General features: G+C 51.9%; 15 protein-coding genes. 8 read left to right on the top strand and 7 right to left on the bottom strand.

Annotated elements, in window-relative coordinates; all coding sequences use genetic code 11:
* The first annotated feature begins 241 nt into the window (after window positions 1-241).
* Entirely contained in the window at window positions 242-592 is a 351-nt protein-coding gene (locus NYE69_RS04990) for a CidA/LrgA family protein (RefSeq protein ID WP_316560384.1), read from the top strand.
* Entirely contained in the window at window positions 562-1,251 is a 690-nt protein-coding gene (locus tag NYE69_RS04985) for an LrgB family protein (protein ID WP_316560383.1), read from the top strand. Before NYE69_RS04990 ends, NYE69_RS04985 begins: the two co-directional genes overlap by 31 nt.
* 870 nt (window positions 1,252-2,121) lie before the next feature.
* On the opposite strand, the gene NYE69_RS04980 is transcribed toward NYE69_RS04985, so the two are convergent.
* The 4 genes from NYE69_RS04980 to NYE69_RS04965 form a co-directional block, all read right to left on the bottom strand.
* Window positions 2,122-3,063 carry a carbohydrate ABC transporter permease gene (locus NYE69_RS04980; RefSeq protein WP_316560382.1) on the bottom strand — a complete coding sequence of 314 codons (942 nt, stop codon included), beginning with the start codon at window positions 3,061-3,063 and terminating at the stop codon, window positions 2,122-2,124.
* 27 nt (window positions 3,064-3,090) lie between these two features.
* The gene (locus NYE69_RS04975; protein WP_340924640.1) at window positions 3,091-4,002 is read right to left on the bottom strand and encodes an ABC transporter permease; all 912 of its coding nucleotides are present in this window, start codon (window positions 4,000-4,002) and stop codon (window positions 3,091-3,093) included.
* A gap of 15 nt (window positions 4,003-4,017) precedes the next feature.
* Window positions 4,018-5,637, bottom strand: a complete 1,620-nt coding sequence (locus NYE69_RS04970; RefSeq protein ID WP_340924637.1) for an ABC transporter substrate-binding protein — start codon at window positions 5,635-5,637, stop codon at window positions 4,018-4,020.
* A 432-nt stretch (window positions 5,638-6,069) separates the two neighbouring features.
* Window positions 6,070-6,378, bottom strand: a complete 309-nt coding sequence (locus NYE69_RS04965) for a hypothetical protein (protein ID WP_278738508.1) — start codon at window positions 6,376-6,378, stop codon at window positions 6,070-6,072.
* Window positions 6,379-6,433: 55 nt separating this feature from the next.
* On the opposite strand from NYE69_RS04965, the gene NYE69_RS04960 reads away from it, so the two are divergent.
* The 3 genes from NYE69_RS04960 (at window position 6,434) to NYE69_RS04950 (ending at window position 10,003) form a co-directional block, all read left to right on the top strand.
* Window positions 6,434-7,273, top strand: a complete 840-nt coding sequence (locus NYE69_RS04960; protein ID WP_340924630.1) for a hypothetical protein — start codon at window positions 6,434-6,436, stop codon at window positions 7,271-7,273.
* 435 nt (window positions 7,274-7,708) lie between these two features.
* The gene (locus NYE69_RS04955) at window positions 7,709-8,584 is read left to right on the top strand and encodes an AraC family transcriptional regulator (protein ID WP_340924627.1); all 876 of its coding nucleotides are present in this window, start codon (window positions 7,709-7,711) and stop codon (window positions 8,582-8,584) included.
* Between the two features lie 108 nt (window positions 8,585-8,692).
* The gene (locus NYE69_RS04950; RefSeq protein WP_340930284.1) at window positions 8,693-10,003 is read left to right on the top strand and encodes a prolyl oligopeptidase family serine peptidase; all 1,311 of its coding nucleotides are present in this window, start codon (window positions 8,693-8,695) and stop codon (window positions 10,001-10,003) included.
* A 477-nt stretch (window positions 10,004-10,480) separates the two neighbouring features.
* On the opposite strand, the gene NYE69_RS04945 is transcribed toward NYE69_RS04950, so the two are convergent.
* Entirely contained in the window at window positions 10,481-12,892 is a 2,412-nt protein-coding gene (locus NYE69_RS04945) for a helix-turn-helix domain-containing protein (RefSeq protein WP_340924624.1), read from the bottom strand.
* A gap of 145 nt (window positions 12,893-13,037) precedes the next feature.
* Between NYE69_RS04945 and NYE69_RS04940 the strand changes: the two genes are divergently transcribed.
* The 3 genes from NYE69_RS04940 to NYE69_RS04930 all read left to right on the top strand — a co-directional run bounded on the left by NYE69_RS04940 (window position 13,038) and on the right by NYE69_RS04930 (window position 15,622).
* Window positions 13,038-13,346 (top strand): hypothetical protein, encoded by a 309-nt coding sequence (locus tag NYE69_RS04940; RefSeq protein ID WP_340924621.1) that lies wholly within the window; start codon window positions 13,038-13,040, stop codon window positions 13,344-13,346.
* A gap of 644 nt (window positions 13,347-13,990) precedes the next feature.
* A complete protein-coding gene (locus NYE69_RS04935) occupies window positions 13,991-15,109 on the top strand; it encodes an IS110 family transposase (protein WP_036623922.1) in 1,119 nt (372 codons plus the stop codon).
* 369 nt (window positions 15,110-15,478) lie between these two features.
* The gene (locus NYE69_RS04930) at window positions 15,479-15,622 is read left to right on the top strand and encodes a hypothetical protein (RefSeq protein ID WP_340924618.1); all 144 of its coding nucleotides are present in this window, start codon (window positions 15,479-15,481) and stop codon (window positions 15,620-15,622) included.
* 53 nt (window positions 15,623-15,675) lie between these two features.
* On the opposite strand, the gene NYE69_RS04925 is transcribed toward NYE69_RS04930, so the two are convergent.
* Window positions 15,676-16,719, bottom strand: a complete 1,044-nt coding sequence (locus NYE69_RS04925) for a flavin-containing monooxygenase (RefSeq protein ID WP_340924615.1) — start codon at window positions 16,717-16,719, stop codon at window positions 15,676-15,678.
* Window positions 16,720-16,733: 14 nt separating this feature from the next.
* On the bottom strand, window positions 16,734-17,726 hold the full coding sequence (locus NYE69_RS04920; protein ID WP_340924613.1) for a cation diffusion facilitator family transporter: 993 nt from the start codon (window positions 17,724-17,726) through the stop codon (window positions 16,734-16,736).
* Window positions 17,727-17,941 lie beyond the last annotated feature (215 nt).

Raw genomic sequence — 17,941 nt, 5'->3', positions numbered from 1 at the left:
AGTGGATTCGGCATCGAATCTTGAATTCAGCCGGGCCTTCCGGTGCTCACGTACCCAAAACGTACGCTCCGCTCCTCAGTCCCTAGCTTCATTCAACCTTCTCGGTGCTGAAAACCTGACTTTTTGAACACGCATTTTTAGACTTCAAGGGGGCGCAACGAGAGAGAGTTTACCTCTTCACAACACTATGAAAATCATTCACTTCTTCTTGCAAATTGCCGTACTCACTGGATTCTACGGTGTGGGAGCGCTGGTCCAGACGCTCAGCAAGGCCCCGATTCCGGGGAGCATCTTTGGACTTGTGCTGCTGTTTCTGGCACTGAAGCTGCGGATCGTTCCCGCCGGATGGCTGGAACATGGAGCCACTTTTATGCAAAAATACATTCCCTTATTCCTGGTACCGGCGACGGTTGGTGTCATGGACTATTTTCACGTGTTCACCGGAGGCGGACAATGGCTGATTGCGATTGTCGTGCTCAGCACGCTGCTGACCATGATTCTGGCCGGAGCGGTTGCACAGGCGGCGGGCAGGATCACAGCAAAAAACAAGGAGGCGGCTGCATGCGTGAAGTCCTTTTCGAAGCAGGCGTAGCCTTAGGGATCGTCCTGTTGTTCCTGCTGATGAGCGCTCTGTACCGCCGGCTAAAATGGGCCATTCTCGTCCCGACCTTAACCTGTTCGGCGCTCGTGATCGCCTTATTGATGGGGACGCGAACCTCCTACGAAACGTTCATGAGGGGCGGACAATGGCTGCAGTACTGCCTTGGACCCGCCGTAGTGGCGCTCGCCTATCCGATGTACAAGCAGCTTGACGCGCTGCTGAAAGAATGGAAAGCGGTGCTCGCCGGAGCAGTCGTAGGTATCGCGGCTGGGATGATCAGCGGAATCTGGTTTGCTTTATGGCTGGGATATCCCAGGGAACTGCTGATCTCGCTTCTGCCCAAATCGATCACAACGCCGGTAGCGATGGAAATCTCCGGGAGCTTGGGGGGCAATGCGCCGATTACCTCCGCTTTTGTGATGATTGCCGGAATTACCGGCGTGGTGCTGGGGCCCATCATCTTCAAATGCTGCGGAATCACCAGCGACATCGGGCGGGGGATCGGCTTCGGCGCCGCTTCCCATGCCCTCGGAACGAGCAAAGCCGCAGAATTCGGCCCGGTCGTCGTATCCACCAGCACGGTGGCCCTGACCCTTAGCGCCGTGTGCGGCTCCGTGCTGGCCCCGGTGGTCGTGTGGCTGATGTTGTGAAGGGGGGCGGGCGGAACCGCCAATCATCGCAAAAGTAACTTAATCAGCAAATTGGCGTTGTCGCCGCCGCCCAGACGCAAAGCAAATTGCCGGAAACCTTGACGGACCGGCTAGTACGGCCGGAAGTTTGTATAGCGCAAAACCGATCCGCTACTTGGAAGAGGCGACGATAGGAGGAACGGGAAAATCTAACGGTTGTCAGCGCCGCTAATTGGGCAAAAACGGGGTTCTGCAAAATGTAACGGTTGCCGGTGAGCTTATTTGCCTTTTTTTGTCGGGAAAGGGGCTGTTCCGCCCAAATAAGCGCGATCACAACCGTTAGATATGAAGCCTCTGCTTTTTCGGCAAAATAAGCGCAGTGGCAACCGTTAGCTGAGAAATGTTCCGGACAGATCGATCACTGGTAGCAAACTCGTTAAAATAAAGGAAAAAAATGCCGTTATTCCAGCGATATCCGTTCATTTGAGAGAAATAGAAGCAATTTATGTCGTTATTTCCCCCCGCCGCAAGGAAATCTCCGCGTTCCAGACCATTCATAGAGAAATAAGTACATAAAATGTCGCTAATGGAGATGAACATCCCTGGATCCGGAAAATAAGTACATAAAGTGCCGCTACTTTGTAGGCTGGCGGCCTGCCATGGGCCTGCTGGCAGCTTGCTGGAGGCGCTGCCGACGGGTCTACTGGCGGCTTACTGGAGGCGCTGCCGCTGGGCCTACTGGCGGCTTGCTGACGTCGATGCCGCTGGGCCTGCCGACTGCCTGCTGGCTGCCTGCCGACCGGCAGTTCTAGCTGTAGTTGTTCCAACAGCCGATTATCACGCGCCGATTTCAAGGTTGTGCTATAGAATAGCGGTAGTTTTTCTACACCTTCACCCCTTGATCGATCCGATCATCACGCCTTTCTCGAAGTATTTCTGGATAAACGGATAGATGATCAGGATCGGCAGGGTGGACACGATGATGACGCCGTATTTGATCTGGTCGGCATACCGTTGGGCGTACCCGCCGGCGTCGCCGCCGGTGCCGGCCCCGCTGGCAAACACTTGATTGGACAGCAGGATGTCGCGAAGTACGATCTGCAGCGGCTGCAGGTCGTTGTCGCGGATATAGATCAGCGCGGTGAAAAAATCGTTCCAATGTCCGACCAGGTAGTACAGGCCGATCACGGAGACCAGCGCCTTCGACAGCGGCAATGCCACCTTCACGAAGAAGGTGAAATGCGAGCAGCCGTCCATCACCGCGGCCTCGTGCAGCTCCTGCGGCAGCGAGGTTTCAAAGAAAGTGCGGGCGATGATCAAATAAAACACGTTGACGCAAAACGGGAGAATGAACACCCAGATCGTGTTGGTCAGATGCAGGTCTTTCATCAGTAAGTAAGTCGGAATCAGTCCCCCGTTAAAAAACATCGTCACCACAAACAGGAACATGATCACCCGTCTCGCCCGAAATTCCCGCCTGGACAACACGTAGGCGGCCGGCAGCGTAAACACCAGATTGACCAGGGTACCGAACAGGGTGTAGAACACCGTGTTGCGGTAACCGGTCCAGATCCGCGCGTCCTTGAAAATCTCCTGATACCCGAACAAGCTGACGTTTTTCGGCCAAAACAGCACTTTACCCGTGGAAACAAGTGTGGAATCGCTGAACGAAGCGATCACGATAAAATACAGCGGATAAACGATCAGCAGAAAGATGACCGTACACACCAACGCTAGAGCCGTTTTAAACGCCAGCTCCTTGCCGTCCGGCCGCACGCCGGCCGCTTTGAACACAAACTCCTTCCCCGGAGTCGGTATTCCGGTTCGCCCCATATCCATCCCCCTCCTTCCATATAGTTTTTAGAACAGGCTCGTTTGCGACGCTCGTTTCGAGATGGCGTTCATGGCATACAGGAACACGAAGTTGATGACCGTATTAAACAAGCCGATCGCCGAGGCCAAGCTGAACTGGTTGGAGACGATCCCGATTTTGTACACATAGGTGGCAATGACTTCGGAGACCGGAAGATTGAGCGAATTTTGCATCAGGAAAATTTTCTCGAACCCCGTGCTGAGGATGCTCCCCATGCTGAGAATGAACAAAATGATAATCGTCGGCACGAGCGCCGGGAAATCGACGTACCGGATCGTCTGCCAGCGGCTGGCGCCGTCGATTTTGGCGGCATCGTAAAGCTGGGGGTCCACCGTCGACAAAGCGGCCAGATAAATGATGCTGTTCCAGCCGCAGTGCTGCCAAATATCCGAAAGCACATACACCGGAATAAAGGTGGAGGTGGACGCCAGCAGATTGATGTGCCCAAGCCCCAGCGATTTCAGCAAATGGCCAACGACCCCGGTTTCCGGGGACAACAGCACGTTGAGCATGCCGACCAGTACAATGACCGAGATAAAATGCGGCAAATACACCGTCGTTTGCATCAGCTGCTTCATTTTTTTGCGCCGGATCTGATTAAGAATTAACGCCAGCGCAATCGGCGCCGGAAAGCCGAGCACAATGCTCGCCAAACTGATCAAAAACGTGTTCCGCATGAGGTCGGTGAACAGATAGCTGTCGATGAACTGCTGAAAATACGCCAGCCCCCGCCACGTTCCCCCGGTCAGCCCTTTGCTGAAGTCGTAGTCGCGGAAAGCGAGCTGAATCCCGTACAGCGGAATATAGTTGAAAATCAGAATCACGATAATCGCCGGCAGGATCATAATCCACAATTGATAGTCGCGTACGATGGCCTGAAGTCCCTTGCGAGCCTGCATGTATCTCCCGCCTCCTTACTGCTTGCTTTTGTATTCGTCGTAGTATTTCTGCATGATTTCCAGGTTTTTCGTGATCCCGGCCTTTTCGGCCTCCTTGACGTAAGCGTCCCATTCCGCCTCGACGCCGCCCTTGGTGACCCACTTGGCAAAGCTGGAATTGGCCAGGTTCATAATGTTCGTATTGTTCAGGCTAAGCGTGTTGTTGTCCATGGTAGAATACTTAATAAACATTGCCGGAAAAATATCGTTCGCCAGGTCCGCCTGCAGCGCTTCCTCCAAAGGTTTGGACTGTCCGATTACTTCCTGCATGTCTTTGCCCAGCGTGAGCTGAAGGTCGTCGGAGATATAAAAAGCGCCGTTGTCCGCCATCGTCGACGTCCATTTCCACGTGCCCGGGTCCATTTTCGGGTCCGCCGGCGGCAGTACGCTGTAGGTGCCGTCCCCGTTGTCCTTAATGTTGGGGCCAAGCGAGCCGAACAGCACCTGCATGCCCACCTTCGGATCATACATCTCGTTGATGAAGCGCATGGCCGCCTCTTTGTTTTTGCTCTTCGCCGACATGACGATATGGTTCACGCCATAGTTCAAATTGTAATAATCATAGGTCCAGGCCAGCTTGCCCGTATAATCGGCGGACACCTTCAGCGGCGGCATGGACGCATATTGCGGCGCGAGCTGCTCCCCGAACCGGTCCGACGCCACCCAGCCCCAGGTGAAGCCGACCTTTGCCGTATCGCCTTCCCCGCGGGCGGTCGATTGAAATTTCGTATAGTCATGGGTAAACACTTCCTTATTGATCACCCCGGCCTGGTACAGCTTGCTGAGAAAAGCGACCATCGTTTTGTAACGTTCGTCGATCAGGAAGTTTTTCACCTGGCCGTCTTCGACGAAATAGCCTTCCGCGTTCCCGTCCGATAAAGTGACGCCCATACTGCCCATCAGTACCGCCGGGTTAAAATAGCCGCCGATGCCGCCCGGCCAGTCCAGCGGGATTTCATCGTTCGGGTCGCCGTTGCCGTTGGCGTCCTTCTCCTTAAACGCCACAAGCACGTCGTACAGCTCATCCCAGGTCGTCGGCATGTCAAGGCCAAGCTCATCCAGCCATTGCTTGTTAATGTACTGCCGGGTCGAGGCCGCCGGCCAGAACCGCTGGTATTTCGGGAGGCCGTAAATTTTGCCGTCCGGCTGGGTGGCGATCAGCTTCGTCTCCGGTTTCGCGCTAAACATAGCCTGTACATTCGGAGCCTGATCCAGCATCGCCGACAAGTCTTGGAACAGTCCCTGGAACTGGGCGAAGTCCGCATCCGTAATGACGTTGGGGCCGATAAACAGATCCGGGATATCGCCGCTCGCCAGCATCGTGCCTTTTTTCTGCCCCCAATCGGCGGTGATCTCCTGCCACTCGATGTCCACGCCGGCGGCATCCTCCACTTGCTGCAGCCACTCCATTTCCGCCAGCGGCTTGGTCAGCGGATGCTTCGTCATAATCGCCGTCAGCTTCACTTTTTCTCCGGACGTATTTCCGGCCCCCGGCGCATTCGCGGTTTCCCCGCTGTTCCCCCCTGAACCGCACCCTGCCAGCAGTATGGCTGTAATCAAGACGAGCGATGTGAAAACGGTTACCTTTTTGCGCATTTCCATACCTCCAAATGTTAGATTTGGACACCGTTCATGCTGGCGCCTCGTTTCTGCGGACCGCTGCCGCAGCTTTGCCTGGCCGAACCAGGTACTATTGACTTTAAAGGGAGGCGTAAGGCCGCGTAAACAGGCAGTTTTGGCGCGGTAATCATTTTTTGAAAGCGCTTATTTTTTTGGCGGATGGGGTAATATCTTTCCGTCTTTATATGCGGAATTCAAATTTTGTAGATTTTCAAAAACTGTGTCTTCGAACAAAGCAAAAACCGCAGGTGCCCGTCATCTTACGGTTATCTGCGGTTCGAAATCAGCTTTTTTGGTACTCGATGGCCTGATCCGTTCGAGCAGCCATTAGGAACTCAGTCACTTTCGTCATTGTTAACAATTTAGACAATAACAATTATGGAAAATAATTGTAAATTATGGTATAATTTATTCATCTGGATAATCAATCTCTTTAAGGTTAAATTTTGTAGAATTAGAATAAATAGATTCATAAGTGGCGAAGTAAATTTTATTAAGCAAAAGTAAATTCCAAGTGTTTTTATCTTTAATTAGAATAGAGATTTCCTTGGATCGTGAATCGTATGGATTAACAGCAATAATCCAGTAATTATTTTTGGATGACTCTTTTTCTAAGATTTTGATGTATGAAGTAACACTACTTTTAGAAGTAGAGCAGCCTGTTAAAAATATTATTAATGCGATAATAAACAGAAAAGGTACCCTCTTTTTATACATAACATCAAGCTCCTTTCTGTCTTATTATAAATAAAATAGAAGATGGAGGTAAAGAATGAAAAAAACGTTTAAAACACTAGTTGTTATGTTGGTTTGTTCTTTAGCTTTCTCTGGGTTGACTTTTGCTGAAGATAGTAAGTATTCAGAAGCCGAGTTAAATCAGATTCTATTAGATTCAGGTATGCCTCAGGATGTGTTGAATTCTTTAGATTTTAATGAAAAATCACTAATTGTTACAGAATCCGGTGAGGATCTAAAGTACAAAGGTTCATCTCAAAGTGCGTATAGGGTGAATGCTACAACAGGAGAACTTGAACTTTTAAGTACTGATTCACGTGTATCACCGTATAGTATTTCATCTGCGGATTTAACCCTTGGAATCCAACATTTTTCTGTAAGTATTAATGGAGTAGCCATGGATGAAATTTATGCTTCTTTTGAGTGGAAAAATCCCCCTGCGGACAGTCCAACGGGTATTCAAAAGGATAGTATAGCTATTGCTGTCCCAGAAGGTTGGGAAATCCAATCCGGGAGATACGCAGGAGCTATACAAAGATGGGAAACATATGCTAATGGCTCTAGATGGAGTAGTGTAACCAGCTCTGGAGTGGGCAATAGTGGTAATCCTTCAGGTTACTCATTATATGGAGCTTCGTGGGATTTTTCAGGCGATTTTGCTTCAACTTGGTTCTCAAAATATAAGGGCACAGTTAAATTAACTATGAAAAAGAAAAGTTCCAGTGCAGTTAATAGAGTAGTTGCTAAATATATACAAGCCAAAAATAACACCTGGGGAAATTATTCTGTATCTGTAGCTTGGGGGCCACTTAGTGTAACATTTACTCCTAAGGCAGGATCAAACGATGACGCAAGCGTAGATTTATCTTGGAAATAGTTCCAAAAAATATAATATTTATAAGGCCGAGTAAAAGCTTCGGGCCCCCATAACTTTATACTTCCTTAAGTAAGTGAAATATGATAACTATTTTATTACTAAGCCGACATTGGAGTGTCGGCTCTTTCTCTTTACGATTTTATACACTCGAGTCCATGAAACAGGTAAAAAAAGCCCTTCTAATCTTCAAGTGGCCTGATTTGCAGATTTTCAAAAACTGCAGAGCAGTGAATAGAAATATCTCCACCCCCGACCGTTCCCTCCCTCAATGAAAGCGTTGACATGATATTCCAACTGTTTTATACTCGATTTAATCTTACTTAGGATTGTTACTGATCGGCAGGCAAAACCTAAGAAATGATATGTTGGCATCGACATATTATTTTTCTTGGGTTTTTTTGTGTCCGGCCAATTGACGAACTAGGGGGGAACTTATTGGAACATAAATACGAACTGGTGCAGACGGATACCTCGTTTCCGCTAAAAATCATCGTCCATTCTTCGAATGAACCTGTCAACATTGCCGCTCATTGGCACGATAGCGTAGAGATCTCCTACGTGTTGTCGGGCATGATCGACAATATTTATGTGGATGGAGCCACTTATCGCTCAAAAGCGGGGGATATCGTGCTGATCAATTCCAATGCCATCCATTCCTTTTCCTTAAACAAAGCGGAGGGGATGGAGAGAAAAGCACTTACAGTGCTGATTCCTTATGAATTTATCAAAGAAAATGATCCCGGCAATAGCTTGATTTCATTTGATTGCCTATCTACTTTGGAAACAAATGAACAGCGTTTGCGCCATTTTGCCAAGCTGCGCAAATTGCTGAACGACTCGGCGGCGGCTTACCTAAAGCGGGATCAAGACTTTTTTGCCCCTGTCCATTTAACCGCATTATCCTACAAGCTCGTATACGTTTTATTAAAGTATTTTAAAACAACCAATGAGCGTGCTCCTGTTATAGATTCGCATAAGTATTCGGAGCGGCTGTCATTCATTGTGGATTATATTAAAGCCAATTATGACCAGAACCTGTCTTTAAATGCAATTGCCGAGGTTCTCGGATTATCTTCCGAGTATTTGGCCCGTTTTTTTGTCAAGCATACGGGGGTGACCTTGTTTCAGTACATTAATGCCATCCGTTTGGAGCGGGCGTTTCGCGACTTGATGAGCACGGATCAGCCTGTCATCCAAATTGCCCTTCATCACGGGTTTCCGAATGAGAAATCTTTTACCCGAGTGTTTAGGCAGGTTTTTCAAACCACACCGCATCAATATCGAAAGGAGAACAAGACACACGCGAAGTAAGACGTCAGTAAATGACCGCAAATTGGTTAATAAATGACAGGCAGGAGATGAAATGAATCATTAGAATAATATGTAAGCGTTTTAATTACCAGTGTGGGAGGTATCATGATGATCACAAGCTTCAAAAAAGCGGCCAGAACAACGGCATTGCTGGCGCTGGCCGTCACGACAACCCTTACCTTCAGCTCGGGGGCGTGGGCCGCGGAGACAAGCGCTGCCCTCTCTTATCGGACGGTTGTAGAGGTCGAGGATTTTGGCGCGCAAATTACAAAACTCATTGTTGATCTGGGGCAACCAATACCTAAAAACGCGGTAACCGAGGAGACATTTACGGTACATGTAAAAAGAAGCGACAGCCGGTTGGACGATCCTTTGATTGCGGAAGGCGACCGGAAGGTAACCAAGGCCTATGTGGCGGATCAAAACGGCAATCCCGCCAAAGAAACCGGAAGATATGCGGTCCTGGAAATGGAGATCGGTCCGGAAATAAAATTAAGCCCTGCCATGAATTATGTGGATGTAGGCGTATGGAATGACAACAAATACACCGTTACCCAGCAAAAGGATATTACCACCGAATCCGGGGTGATTTCCGGCCTGGTTATCGACAACTCCGCAGGAGAAATCAGAGAGCTGGTGGATGAGTTTAACACGGGGAAAGCCGCTTATGAAGGAGTTACGTTAACGTATGCGGACTATACACCCGCAAAAGACAAAAAGAAAAATCCGCTGGTGATTTGGCTGCACGGCATGGGCGAAGGGGGCACCGACCCGACGATTGCCATCGCCGGAAACAAAGCGGTGAATTTTGCTTCCGAGGACATTCAATCCTATTTTGGCGGCGCATATGTATTGGCCCCTCAGACCCCAACCTACTGGATGGATGGTTTTAACGGCTTTGGGGACGGAACCTCGAAATATGAAAAAGCCTTGATGTCCTTGATCCGCGACTATGTTGCCAAAAACAAGGATATCGATCCCAAGCGGATTTACATTGGCGGAGATTCCAACGGCGGGTATATGACCATGCTGATGATCCGTGATTATAAAGACTATTTTGCCGCGGCGTTTGTGGCCTGCGAAGCCTTAAAGGACAGTCTGATTACCGACAAGCAAATCAAAGAGATGAAGGACTTGCCGATCTGGTTTGTCGCCGCCAAGACGGATACCGTCGTTCCCCCCATCGATTACACGGTTTCAACGTATAGCCGCTTGGTGAACGCCGGGGCAAAGGATGTCCATATGTCATTATTCAACAATGTATCGGACACCTCCGGTTTGTACAAAAAAAGCGATGGGACACCTTATGAATACAATGGCCACTGGTCCTGGATTTATGTGTACAACAACGATGTCTCCAAGGTGATCAATGGAAAGAACACAACATTAATGGAGTGGCTGGCTTCTAAGAAAAAATAAGAAAAAGTACAAACCCATAAGTGGGCGCGCGGAAGGGATAGGTACGGGGGCTCCCCCTATACCATCCCTTCTTCGGTTCTACCCCTTCGCCTGCTTTCATAATCAGCAGCACTGCGTACATCGGCCTTTTCTAAGCTGGGGACGCTGCTCTAACGGACCCCAGCGACCTTATCCTCCCATTTCCCGGGTATTTCCCTGCCTAACGGACTCAGCTGACGCTATTTCGCTCTAAACGAGCCCACCCGGGCCGATTTGAGGGAAATAAGGCCTTCTCGGTCCGTTATATTTTGCAAACCTTCGTTTTTCCGCAAATAGAGCCTTTGGAGTCCCTTAGCTTCCAGTCCCCTCCTCTCCTTCCCTCCCTACCTGCGCATCGCCCCCCTCCCCCGCATCTTAAGGCCCCCGAGGCTCGGCGGCCGGCAGACACTGGAAGGAGCTTCCAACATCTGTCCGCTTCCGACCGCAGCGGTTCGGGGCTCAGCCCTTGTAGGTCTGGCGGTACTGGCCCGGAGTCGTCCCGACGATTTTTTTGAAGGAGCGAATGAAACTCGAAGTATTGGTGTACCCCGTTTGAGCGGCGATCGCTTCCAGCGTGTCGCCACTTTCGCGCAGCAACTGGGTTGACTTCTGAATCCGCAGCCGGTCGAGGTACTCCTTGAAATTCTGCCCCATCTCCTTCTTGAAGTGGTGGCTGAAATTCGAGACCGACATGCCGAAGTGATCGGCCATGAGCTGCAGCGAGCAGTTCGGGTCCATGCCCTTCGCTTCGATCACCGCGAGAATCTCCTCCCGCGCCGCCGGGCGGGCTTTGGGCAGCGTCTCCCGGATCATCTCGCACAGCTTGGCGCCGCTGTCCCGGAGAATTCCGGACATCTGCTCCAGCGTATACCGGGGTCTGAACGCGGCGTCCGTCAGCCGCAGCAGGCTTTGATCGTCCTGGCGGAACCGCTGCAGCCCGTTAAAAACAACGCTGGCCGTGTTCAGATACACGCTGCGCACCATATGCGGGGCCAACCCGTCGCTGCCCAGGTACCCGATGATCCGCTCGATCAGGGACTCCACTTGGGCGGCTTCGTTTTTCAGGATGGCCCATTCCAGCGACTGCAGCAGCTCGGCAAAATAAGAAACCGCGCCGGACGAGGGCACCTCGATTTCGCCGAAGCTTAAGATGGAGCAGGTGCCCCGGAGCCGCAGCTGCTCCACCGTGCGCAGCGCCTGCAAGTAGGACATGTGCGCGGATTTTGGGTCTCCGGTGTCTCCGGTGTCTCGGGGGTTTCCGGCTTCCCCGGGTTCGCCGATGCCGACGATCGTCCTCCAGCCCGCTTCCGCCTGCAGCTCCTCCTGAAGCCGGGCCAGCGCCTCCTTGACCGCAAAACCTTCCGCATGGGAGCAGACAAACACCAGTTCATGATGATACGTGCTTTTAAAAAAATAGCCGCGCGCCCCTTCTTTAGGAAGCTCCTCCTCCTTGCGTTTGCAAAATCCGAGAACCCAATCCGTCTCCGCGTCTTCGGTTTCGCAGGAAAGCACGGCCACCGTCAGGCGCGGGCCGGTCAGATCGATCCCCGTTTTCGCCGCCTCCCGCTCAATCGACTCCCACGTAAAGAAATGCCCGTTCACCAATTCCAGCAAGACGCGGTCCCGCTTGATCGGCAGGGTTTCCTTCACTTCCTCATCCAGCCGGCTGTTGGTTGCAAAAAGTCCGCTTAACGTATAGCGGATCGTATCGATCTCGTTCATCGGGCGCTGCTCCTGCGGTTCGAAAAGCGCGGCGGCAAAGTCGACCAGCCGTTTGATCGGATGGTAGTTCTTGCGGATCGACGCGTAAATCACGATCACTTCCAGCAGCAGGATAACTCCGACCAGAAGGATCGTATTCCGTTGAACCGTGCGGATGCCCTGCAAAGAGTCGGATACCGGGAGCAGACTGACGTATTTCCAGCCGTTTTTATCGGATACCGTTTGCGAGACGATATAGGAGACCCCGCCCACCCGGTGAATGCCGGAAATCGGCCCGTTTGCCCCGTTGGCACCCTTCGCACCGTCCGCACCATTCGTCCCCTTCGCTCCGTCCATCTCCTTTGCACTGTTCGTCTCCTTTGCTCCGTTCGTCTCCTTCGCTCCGTCCGCCTGGCCCATCCGTTCCACCAGCGCCGCCAAATCGCCGGAAGCTTGGTACAACGCGGCATTCGAGGCCACCAGCGGCCGCCCCCGCTCATCAAAAATAAAAATATCCCCGTTATACGCTTCCGAAACCGACCGCATCATGCGCAGGATCGTATCCTCCCGGACCATGATCATAACGACGCCGGGGGAATTCGCCCCGCCCGCCGGCAGCGGCTGCAGGAAGGTCAGCACCCGGACCCGGTTGTTGCCGGGGATGACGACCTCCTCCACGGGCCGAACCATGGGGGAGTTCAGCGTATTCAAGGTCTCCTTCAAGTAAGCGTGCTGCCAGTTCTCATAATAAAAGCCGATTCCGGGCGTGGCCATATCATCCATACTGTATGCGCTTCCACTTTTGGAGAAAAAAACACCGATGTTCCTCACATACAGCAGCGTATTGTAAATGAAAGCATCGGTCGCGTTGTATTTTTTCATTTCGTTCGCAATCAGCACCCGCTGGTAATCGCTCTCCCCTGCCTGATACAGCCGGAATTCCCGGTTCTGCACGAGCTCGAACGGGAGGTTGTACACGTACCGCGTGAACGTGTCCATCGAGGTCATGAACTGCTCGGTGATATGGGCGTTCCAATCCATTTCCTTGTCCTTGACCGCTTTCGCCGAATAGGGGTAATAATAGAGCAAAATAATCAGGATCGGAAACAGCAGCACCAGCAAATAGGAAATCAACAGCTTTGTCAGCAGATTGGCTTTGTTTTTGCCCAAGGCCGGTTCACCTTCCCTTTCAATGTCCCCATGGATGGAGGCCGCCATCTGTTCTAAGATAGGATTCCACGAAAAAAACGCCGCCAGCCGCGGTCACGGCTTCTTTAAAGTACGTCGATCTTATCGTAACGTTGACCTTCGTCATTTGGCAACCCCTTTCGTTGCCGGAAATGGGCCGGGCGGCGGCCCACTTCGCGGACACTGGGCGGTGCGGCGGCTCGCTACGGGGGCACCGGGCGGAGCGGCGGCTCACTTCGGGGGCACCGGGCGGAGCGGCGGCTCACTTCGGGGGCACCGGGCGGAGCGGCGGCTCACTTCGGGGGCACCGGGCGGTACGGCGGCTCACTTCGGGGGCACCGGGCGGAGCGGCGGCTCACTTCGGGGGCACCGGGCGGAGCGGCGGCTATTCTCTCACGGCCGGCTCCGTCACGGACAGGAGGTTATGTTATGCTAAGCTAGTCTATGTTAGAACTATGTTAGGCTATGAGCAAAGCCCATGAAATGCAAAAGTGCAGGCGATTTTCGCACGAATGCCCCGAAAACGGCTCGTCAAATGCAAAAGTGCAGTCTATGAGCCTCTTTTTAATCGGATAGCCCCTAAAGAGATGCACTTTTGCATTTGAATCGCCCAAAACCGTCATTTTAAGAAAAATCAAATGCAGTTTTGCATTCTATATCACTAGTGTCGCATTCACTTTTATTCAAGAAGCCCCGCAACATGCTATCCCAGAATTACTGCTTGGAACTGCTACCCAAAACTGACTCCTACCACGCAACTGCTGCTCGGAACTGTAACCCAAAACTGACTCCTACCACGCAACTGCTGCTCGGAACTGTAACCCGGAACTGACTGCTACCACGCAACTGCTGCTCGGAACTGCTACCCGGAACTGCTACCATGTAACTGCTGCTCAAAGCTGGTACCCGGAACTCTAACGGTTGTATCAGCGGCTATTTTGCGAAAAAGCCCTTTTCGAAATTCTAGCTATGATGAACGTAAACAAAAGACAGCCCTCCATATTGCTACATCTCGTAGGTTAAAATGGATAGTGAAAACCAAACCATTTCAGAGCTACATAGCAAAGGAGAGCTGATACTATGCAGTCTACCACAAAATTCGTCGGTTTAGATGTATCCAAAGAAAAAATTTCGGTTGCTATTGCAGATGCAAGCGGTGAAACTCCTCGCTATTACGGGAGCATTCCTCACACTCCGGCGGCGCTGCGCAAGCTGATCAAAGAACTGGGACCGGCCGAAACGCTATCGTTTTGTTATGAGGCAGGTCCGACAGGTTACGAAACCTATCGCTGGATCACCTCCATGGGAGCCCATTGCGTTGTCATTGCTCCGTCGCTTATTCCCAAACGCCCTGGTGATCACGTGAAGACGGATCGACGGGACGCCGAGCAGCTTGCCCGTCTGTTTCGTGCAGGAGAATTGACTCCTGTCTACGTCCCGGAGCGGGAAGACGAGGCTTTGCGGGAGTTGGTTCGCGCCCGGGAGGCCGCCAAAGAGGACGCGCATCGGGCACGCCAGCGGATATTGAAGTTCCTGCTCCGCCATCAAATCGAACCGCCGGCTACGATAAAGCGTCGTTGGACCCGGAAGTACCGTTCCTGGCTGGAGCAACTGACATTCCCTTATGAGCCCATGCAAGTAGCCTTCGACGAGATGCTCCATACCTTAAATGAGATCGAGCAGCGGATGGGGCGTTTGGAAAAAGCCTTGGTTCAGCAAGCCACGGTCGGCTCCAAGGCAACTCTGATTCGGGTGCTTCAGTCCCTGCGTGGGATTGGACTACTGACGGCCGTCACTCTAGCTGCTGAGATCGGTTCATTTACTCGCTTCCGCTCCCCGGCCCAACTCATGGCGTATTTAGGGTTGGTTCCTCGTGAGAGTTCAACCGGCCTGAGTACTCGGCGCGGAAGTATGACCAAAGCCGGTAACGGGCGCTTGCGCCGATCCTTGGTGGAATCCGCCTGGAGCTACCGTCATCGGCCTGCGGTGAAAGGAGATCTCGCCAAGCGTTTGGATGGCATGCCGGCCGATATACAACTGTTGTCGTGGAAAGCGCAAGAAAGATTGCATTACAAATACCGTCATCTCATTTTTGGAAAGAACAAACACAAAAATGTGGCCGTAGGCGCGGTGGCCAGGGAGCTAACCGGGTTCATATGGGCTGTTGCTCGAACGGTGGAACAACCGGTGGCTAACTAACGCCCCTTCCGTCCCCTTTGGGGAGACGCAGGGAGCGTTGCCCCCTGCACCCCCACACTCGCCGTGAGGCGTTCCTCATTTCCAATGAGGAATAGGAAAAGTGTTGATTTGAACCTAACCGCTTGTCAAGAAAAGCGCTTGACAAGCTCACGCCTGAGCACGAGGCCCGGGAGCAAACGAAGGTTCCGGGAGAGAATTTGCGTCAACCGTTTGCACTAGGTGAGTAACTGAACGTGCGCTTCTAGCTTGCAAGAGCTCTCCTTGACGAAGGCATAACATGTGGTACCAACCCACGGATAGCAGCGTGCCGACCGTCGCTCGCATTTTTGCTCTCGCGCCACGTGCTCAGGCACCTCTCACACGGAGGGCTTGACAAAAACGTTCATAGCAACGGTTGTGATCGCCGTTATTGGCCTGATTTTAAGCAAAATTGCCGGTTTTCAGGGAAATAAGCGCCAGGGCGACTTTGAAATCAACGTTCTTGGGACAAATAGCGCTTGTGGCAACCGTTAGAAAATTTGTGTGGCTAGAAAGTGTATCTTGTCAGATCAGATAGAGGTGCCCCGTCAGCGGCAAAGCTCGGAAATGTATTCCGCGTCCCGGCCGACCCCGCCGATCAGCGCCGAACCTCGGCGATACTGCCACGGCAGCCCCAGGAAATACAGACCTCGGACAGGCGAAACGCCGCGATGATGGAGCGGCTTTCCCTTGTCGTCCAGCACGTGCGGAATTTGAATCCAGCCATAATCCGGCCTGAACCCGGTGGCCCATATGACGTTTTGGACGGTGAGCTTGCTGCGGTCCTGGAACGTAATTTCACGACCCTGCGCGTTTATGGTCTTTGGTTTGAGCTTGATTTTACCTTGTTTGATCAGCGCTTTTAATTCATACCCGAAGATCGGGTCGCCTTGACGGCTCAAGAATCGGCCCGCCTTGCCGTCGACACTGGCTTTCATCACGCCAAGCTTGTCTCCCCACCAGAAGATGCTTTTCCCGAAAAGCCGGAGCGGGAGGAACTTCATCTTATGACCCCCGGAAAGATAAACTTCCCGGTCCCCGGCCAGCTCCGCCGCTATTTGCGCGCCCGAATTTCCCGCGCCGACAACCAAAACCGCCCCCTCTTTCAAGGATAAAGGATTCAAATATTGCGACGTATGGACTTGGTGGACATCGCTCGCCAGCGCCTCCCGGAATTTAGGAACAAACGGCTTATGAAAAGGTCCGGTAGCTACAATGACGTTGCTCGCCAAATACTCCCCTGTGCGGGTTTGAATTTTAAATTTCCCCTGCTCTTTAGCAAGGGAGAGGACCTCCGTGTCCAATTGAACAGGCAAGTCGAAGTGGGCTGCATACCGCTCCAGATAGTCCACGATTTCATCTTTGGCCGCATACCCGTTTGGATCGCCCGTGAGCGGAAGCCCCGGCAAAGAACTATGCGATCTCGGAGTAAAAAGAACCAGGGAGTCGTAGCGGTTCCTCCATACGTCCCCGATTCTTTTTTCCTGGCCGATGATCCGAAAATCCGCATTCTTTTTCTTCAAATAGTACCCTGCGGCCAATCCCGCCTGGCTTGCCCCGATGATGAGCACGTCCGTTTTCGTTGTTGTCATCGCTGTCCCTTCCCCTACACTTTCATGACTTCATGATGAATCTCCGGCGTTTCGATCTGAATGGTGGTGTGCTGGATTTTGAATTTCTCCTGGATCAAGCGGATCGCTTGCTGGAGAATGCGTTGATTGTCCTGATTGTCCTTGATCAAAATATGGCAGCTCAGCGAATCCAAGCCGGAAGTGATCGTCCAAATGTGCAGGTCATGCACGTCCACTACGCCTTCAATGCGCTCCAGCGTCTCTTTGACCTCCGCCTGGTTGATAGTGACCGGAGTTCCCTCCATGAGAATATGAACGGTATGTTTGATCACGCCCCAAGCGCCTTTTAGAATCAGGAGGGCAACGAGCACGCTGATAATCGGGTCCGCGATATACCAGCCGAAGATCATCATGATCAAACCGGCCACGATCGCGCCCACCGAACCCAAGGCATCGCCGAGAATATGAAGGTACGCGCTGCGCAGGTTGATGTTGTTTTTCACGTCGCCTTTTCTCATGAGCGACCATGCGCTGAGTATATTTGCGAGCAGACCGATGCAAGCGATCAGCATCATCGAGCCGCTGGCCACCGTGCGGGGTTCCAGAAGCCGCTCATAGGCTTCCCAGAGAATAAACCCGGCCACGACAAACAAGGTGATTCCGTTAAAAAGCGCCGCCAGGATCTCGAAGCGGTAGAAGCCGTACGTTTTGTTGGGCGAAGCCGGTTTGGCCGCAAACCAGACGGCAACCAGGCTTAGAACGAGCGAGCTGGCATCGTTCAGCATATGTCCGCTGTCCGACAAAAGCGCGAGACTGCCCGTGACCAGCCCGCCGAAAAATTCCAAAAACATAATGCCGACGGTAATGATTAAGGCGATAGTCAGGCCCTTTTTATTCCCATTGGGATCAAAATGGTGATGGTGGCCGTGGTGACCATGGCCGTGATGATCGTGGCCGTGGCTGTGGTCGTGATCGTGCTCATGTTCATGTTCGCCGTGTTCGTGATTGTGAACGTGTTTATTACTCATTTCAAAAACCTCCTGTCCAGGTCTAGCTTGGTTAAAAACTGGAACGATCTTTGGCAGTTATGGCGAAACCCGCTCCAGCTATGTAAGTTTAATATATGAGCATATGCTCATATATAGATTATAAGCCGACCTTCGTTTTTGTCAAGGTTTGAATGAAAAAATCCGCTACGCCAGCAATAGAAATTCCAAAATGACAAGAGGCGCGTCTATAGGAT

The organism is Paenibacillus sp. FSL R5-0527, assembly GCF_038008055.1.
GTDB lineage: Bacteria > Bacillota > Bacilli > Paenibacillales > Paenibacillaceae > Fontibacillus > Fontibacillus macerans.
The sequence above is the reverse complement of the archived record's forward strand: the minus strand, read 5'-3'. Positions and strand labels throughout refer to the sequence as shown.

Coding starts and splice junctions, on each gene's coding strand:
- NYE69_RS04985 (WP_316560383.1), top strand. CDS start 562: ATGCGTGAAGTCCTTTTCGAAGCAGGCGTAGCCTTAGGGATCGTCCTG.
- NYE69_RS04980 (WP_316560382.1), bottom strand. CDS start 3,063: ATGGGGCGAACCGGAATACCGACTCCGGGGAAGGAGTTTGTGTTCAAA.
- NYE69_RS04975 (WP_340924640.1), bottom strand. CDS start 4,002: ATGCAGGCTCGCAAGGGACTTCAGGCCATCGTACGCGACTATCAATTG.
- NYE69_RS04970 (WP_340924637.1), bottom strand. CDS start 5,637: ATGCGCAAAAAGGTAACCGTTTTCACATCGCTCGTCTTGATTACAGCC.
- NYE69_RS04965 (WP_278738508.1), bottom strand. CDS start 6,378: ATGTATAAAAAGAGGGTACCTTTTCTGTTTATTATCGCATTAATAATA.
- NYE69_RS04960 (WP_340924630.1), top strand. CDS start 6,434: ATGAAAAAAACGTTTAAAACACTAGTTGTTATGTTGGTTTGTTCTTTA.
- NYE69_RS04950 (WP_340930284.1), top strand. CDS start 8,693: ATGATCACAAGCTTCAAAAAAGCGGCCAGAACAACGGCATTGCTGGCG.
- NYE69_RS04935 (WP_036623922.1), top strand. CDS start 13,991: ATGCAGTCTACCACAAAATTCGTCGGTTTAGATGTATCCAAAGAAAAA.
- NYE69_RS04925 (WP_340924615.1), bottom strand. CDS start 16,719: ATGACAACAACGAAAACGGACGTGCTCATCATCGGGGCAAGCCAGGCG.
- NYE69_RS04920 (WP_340924613.1), bottom strand. CDS start 17,726: ATGAGTAATAAACACGTTCACAATCACGAACACGGCGAACATGAACAT.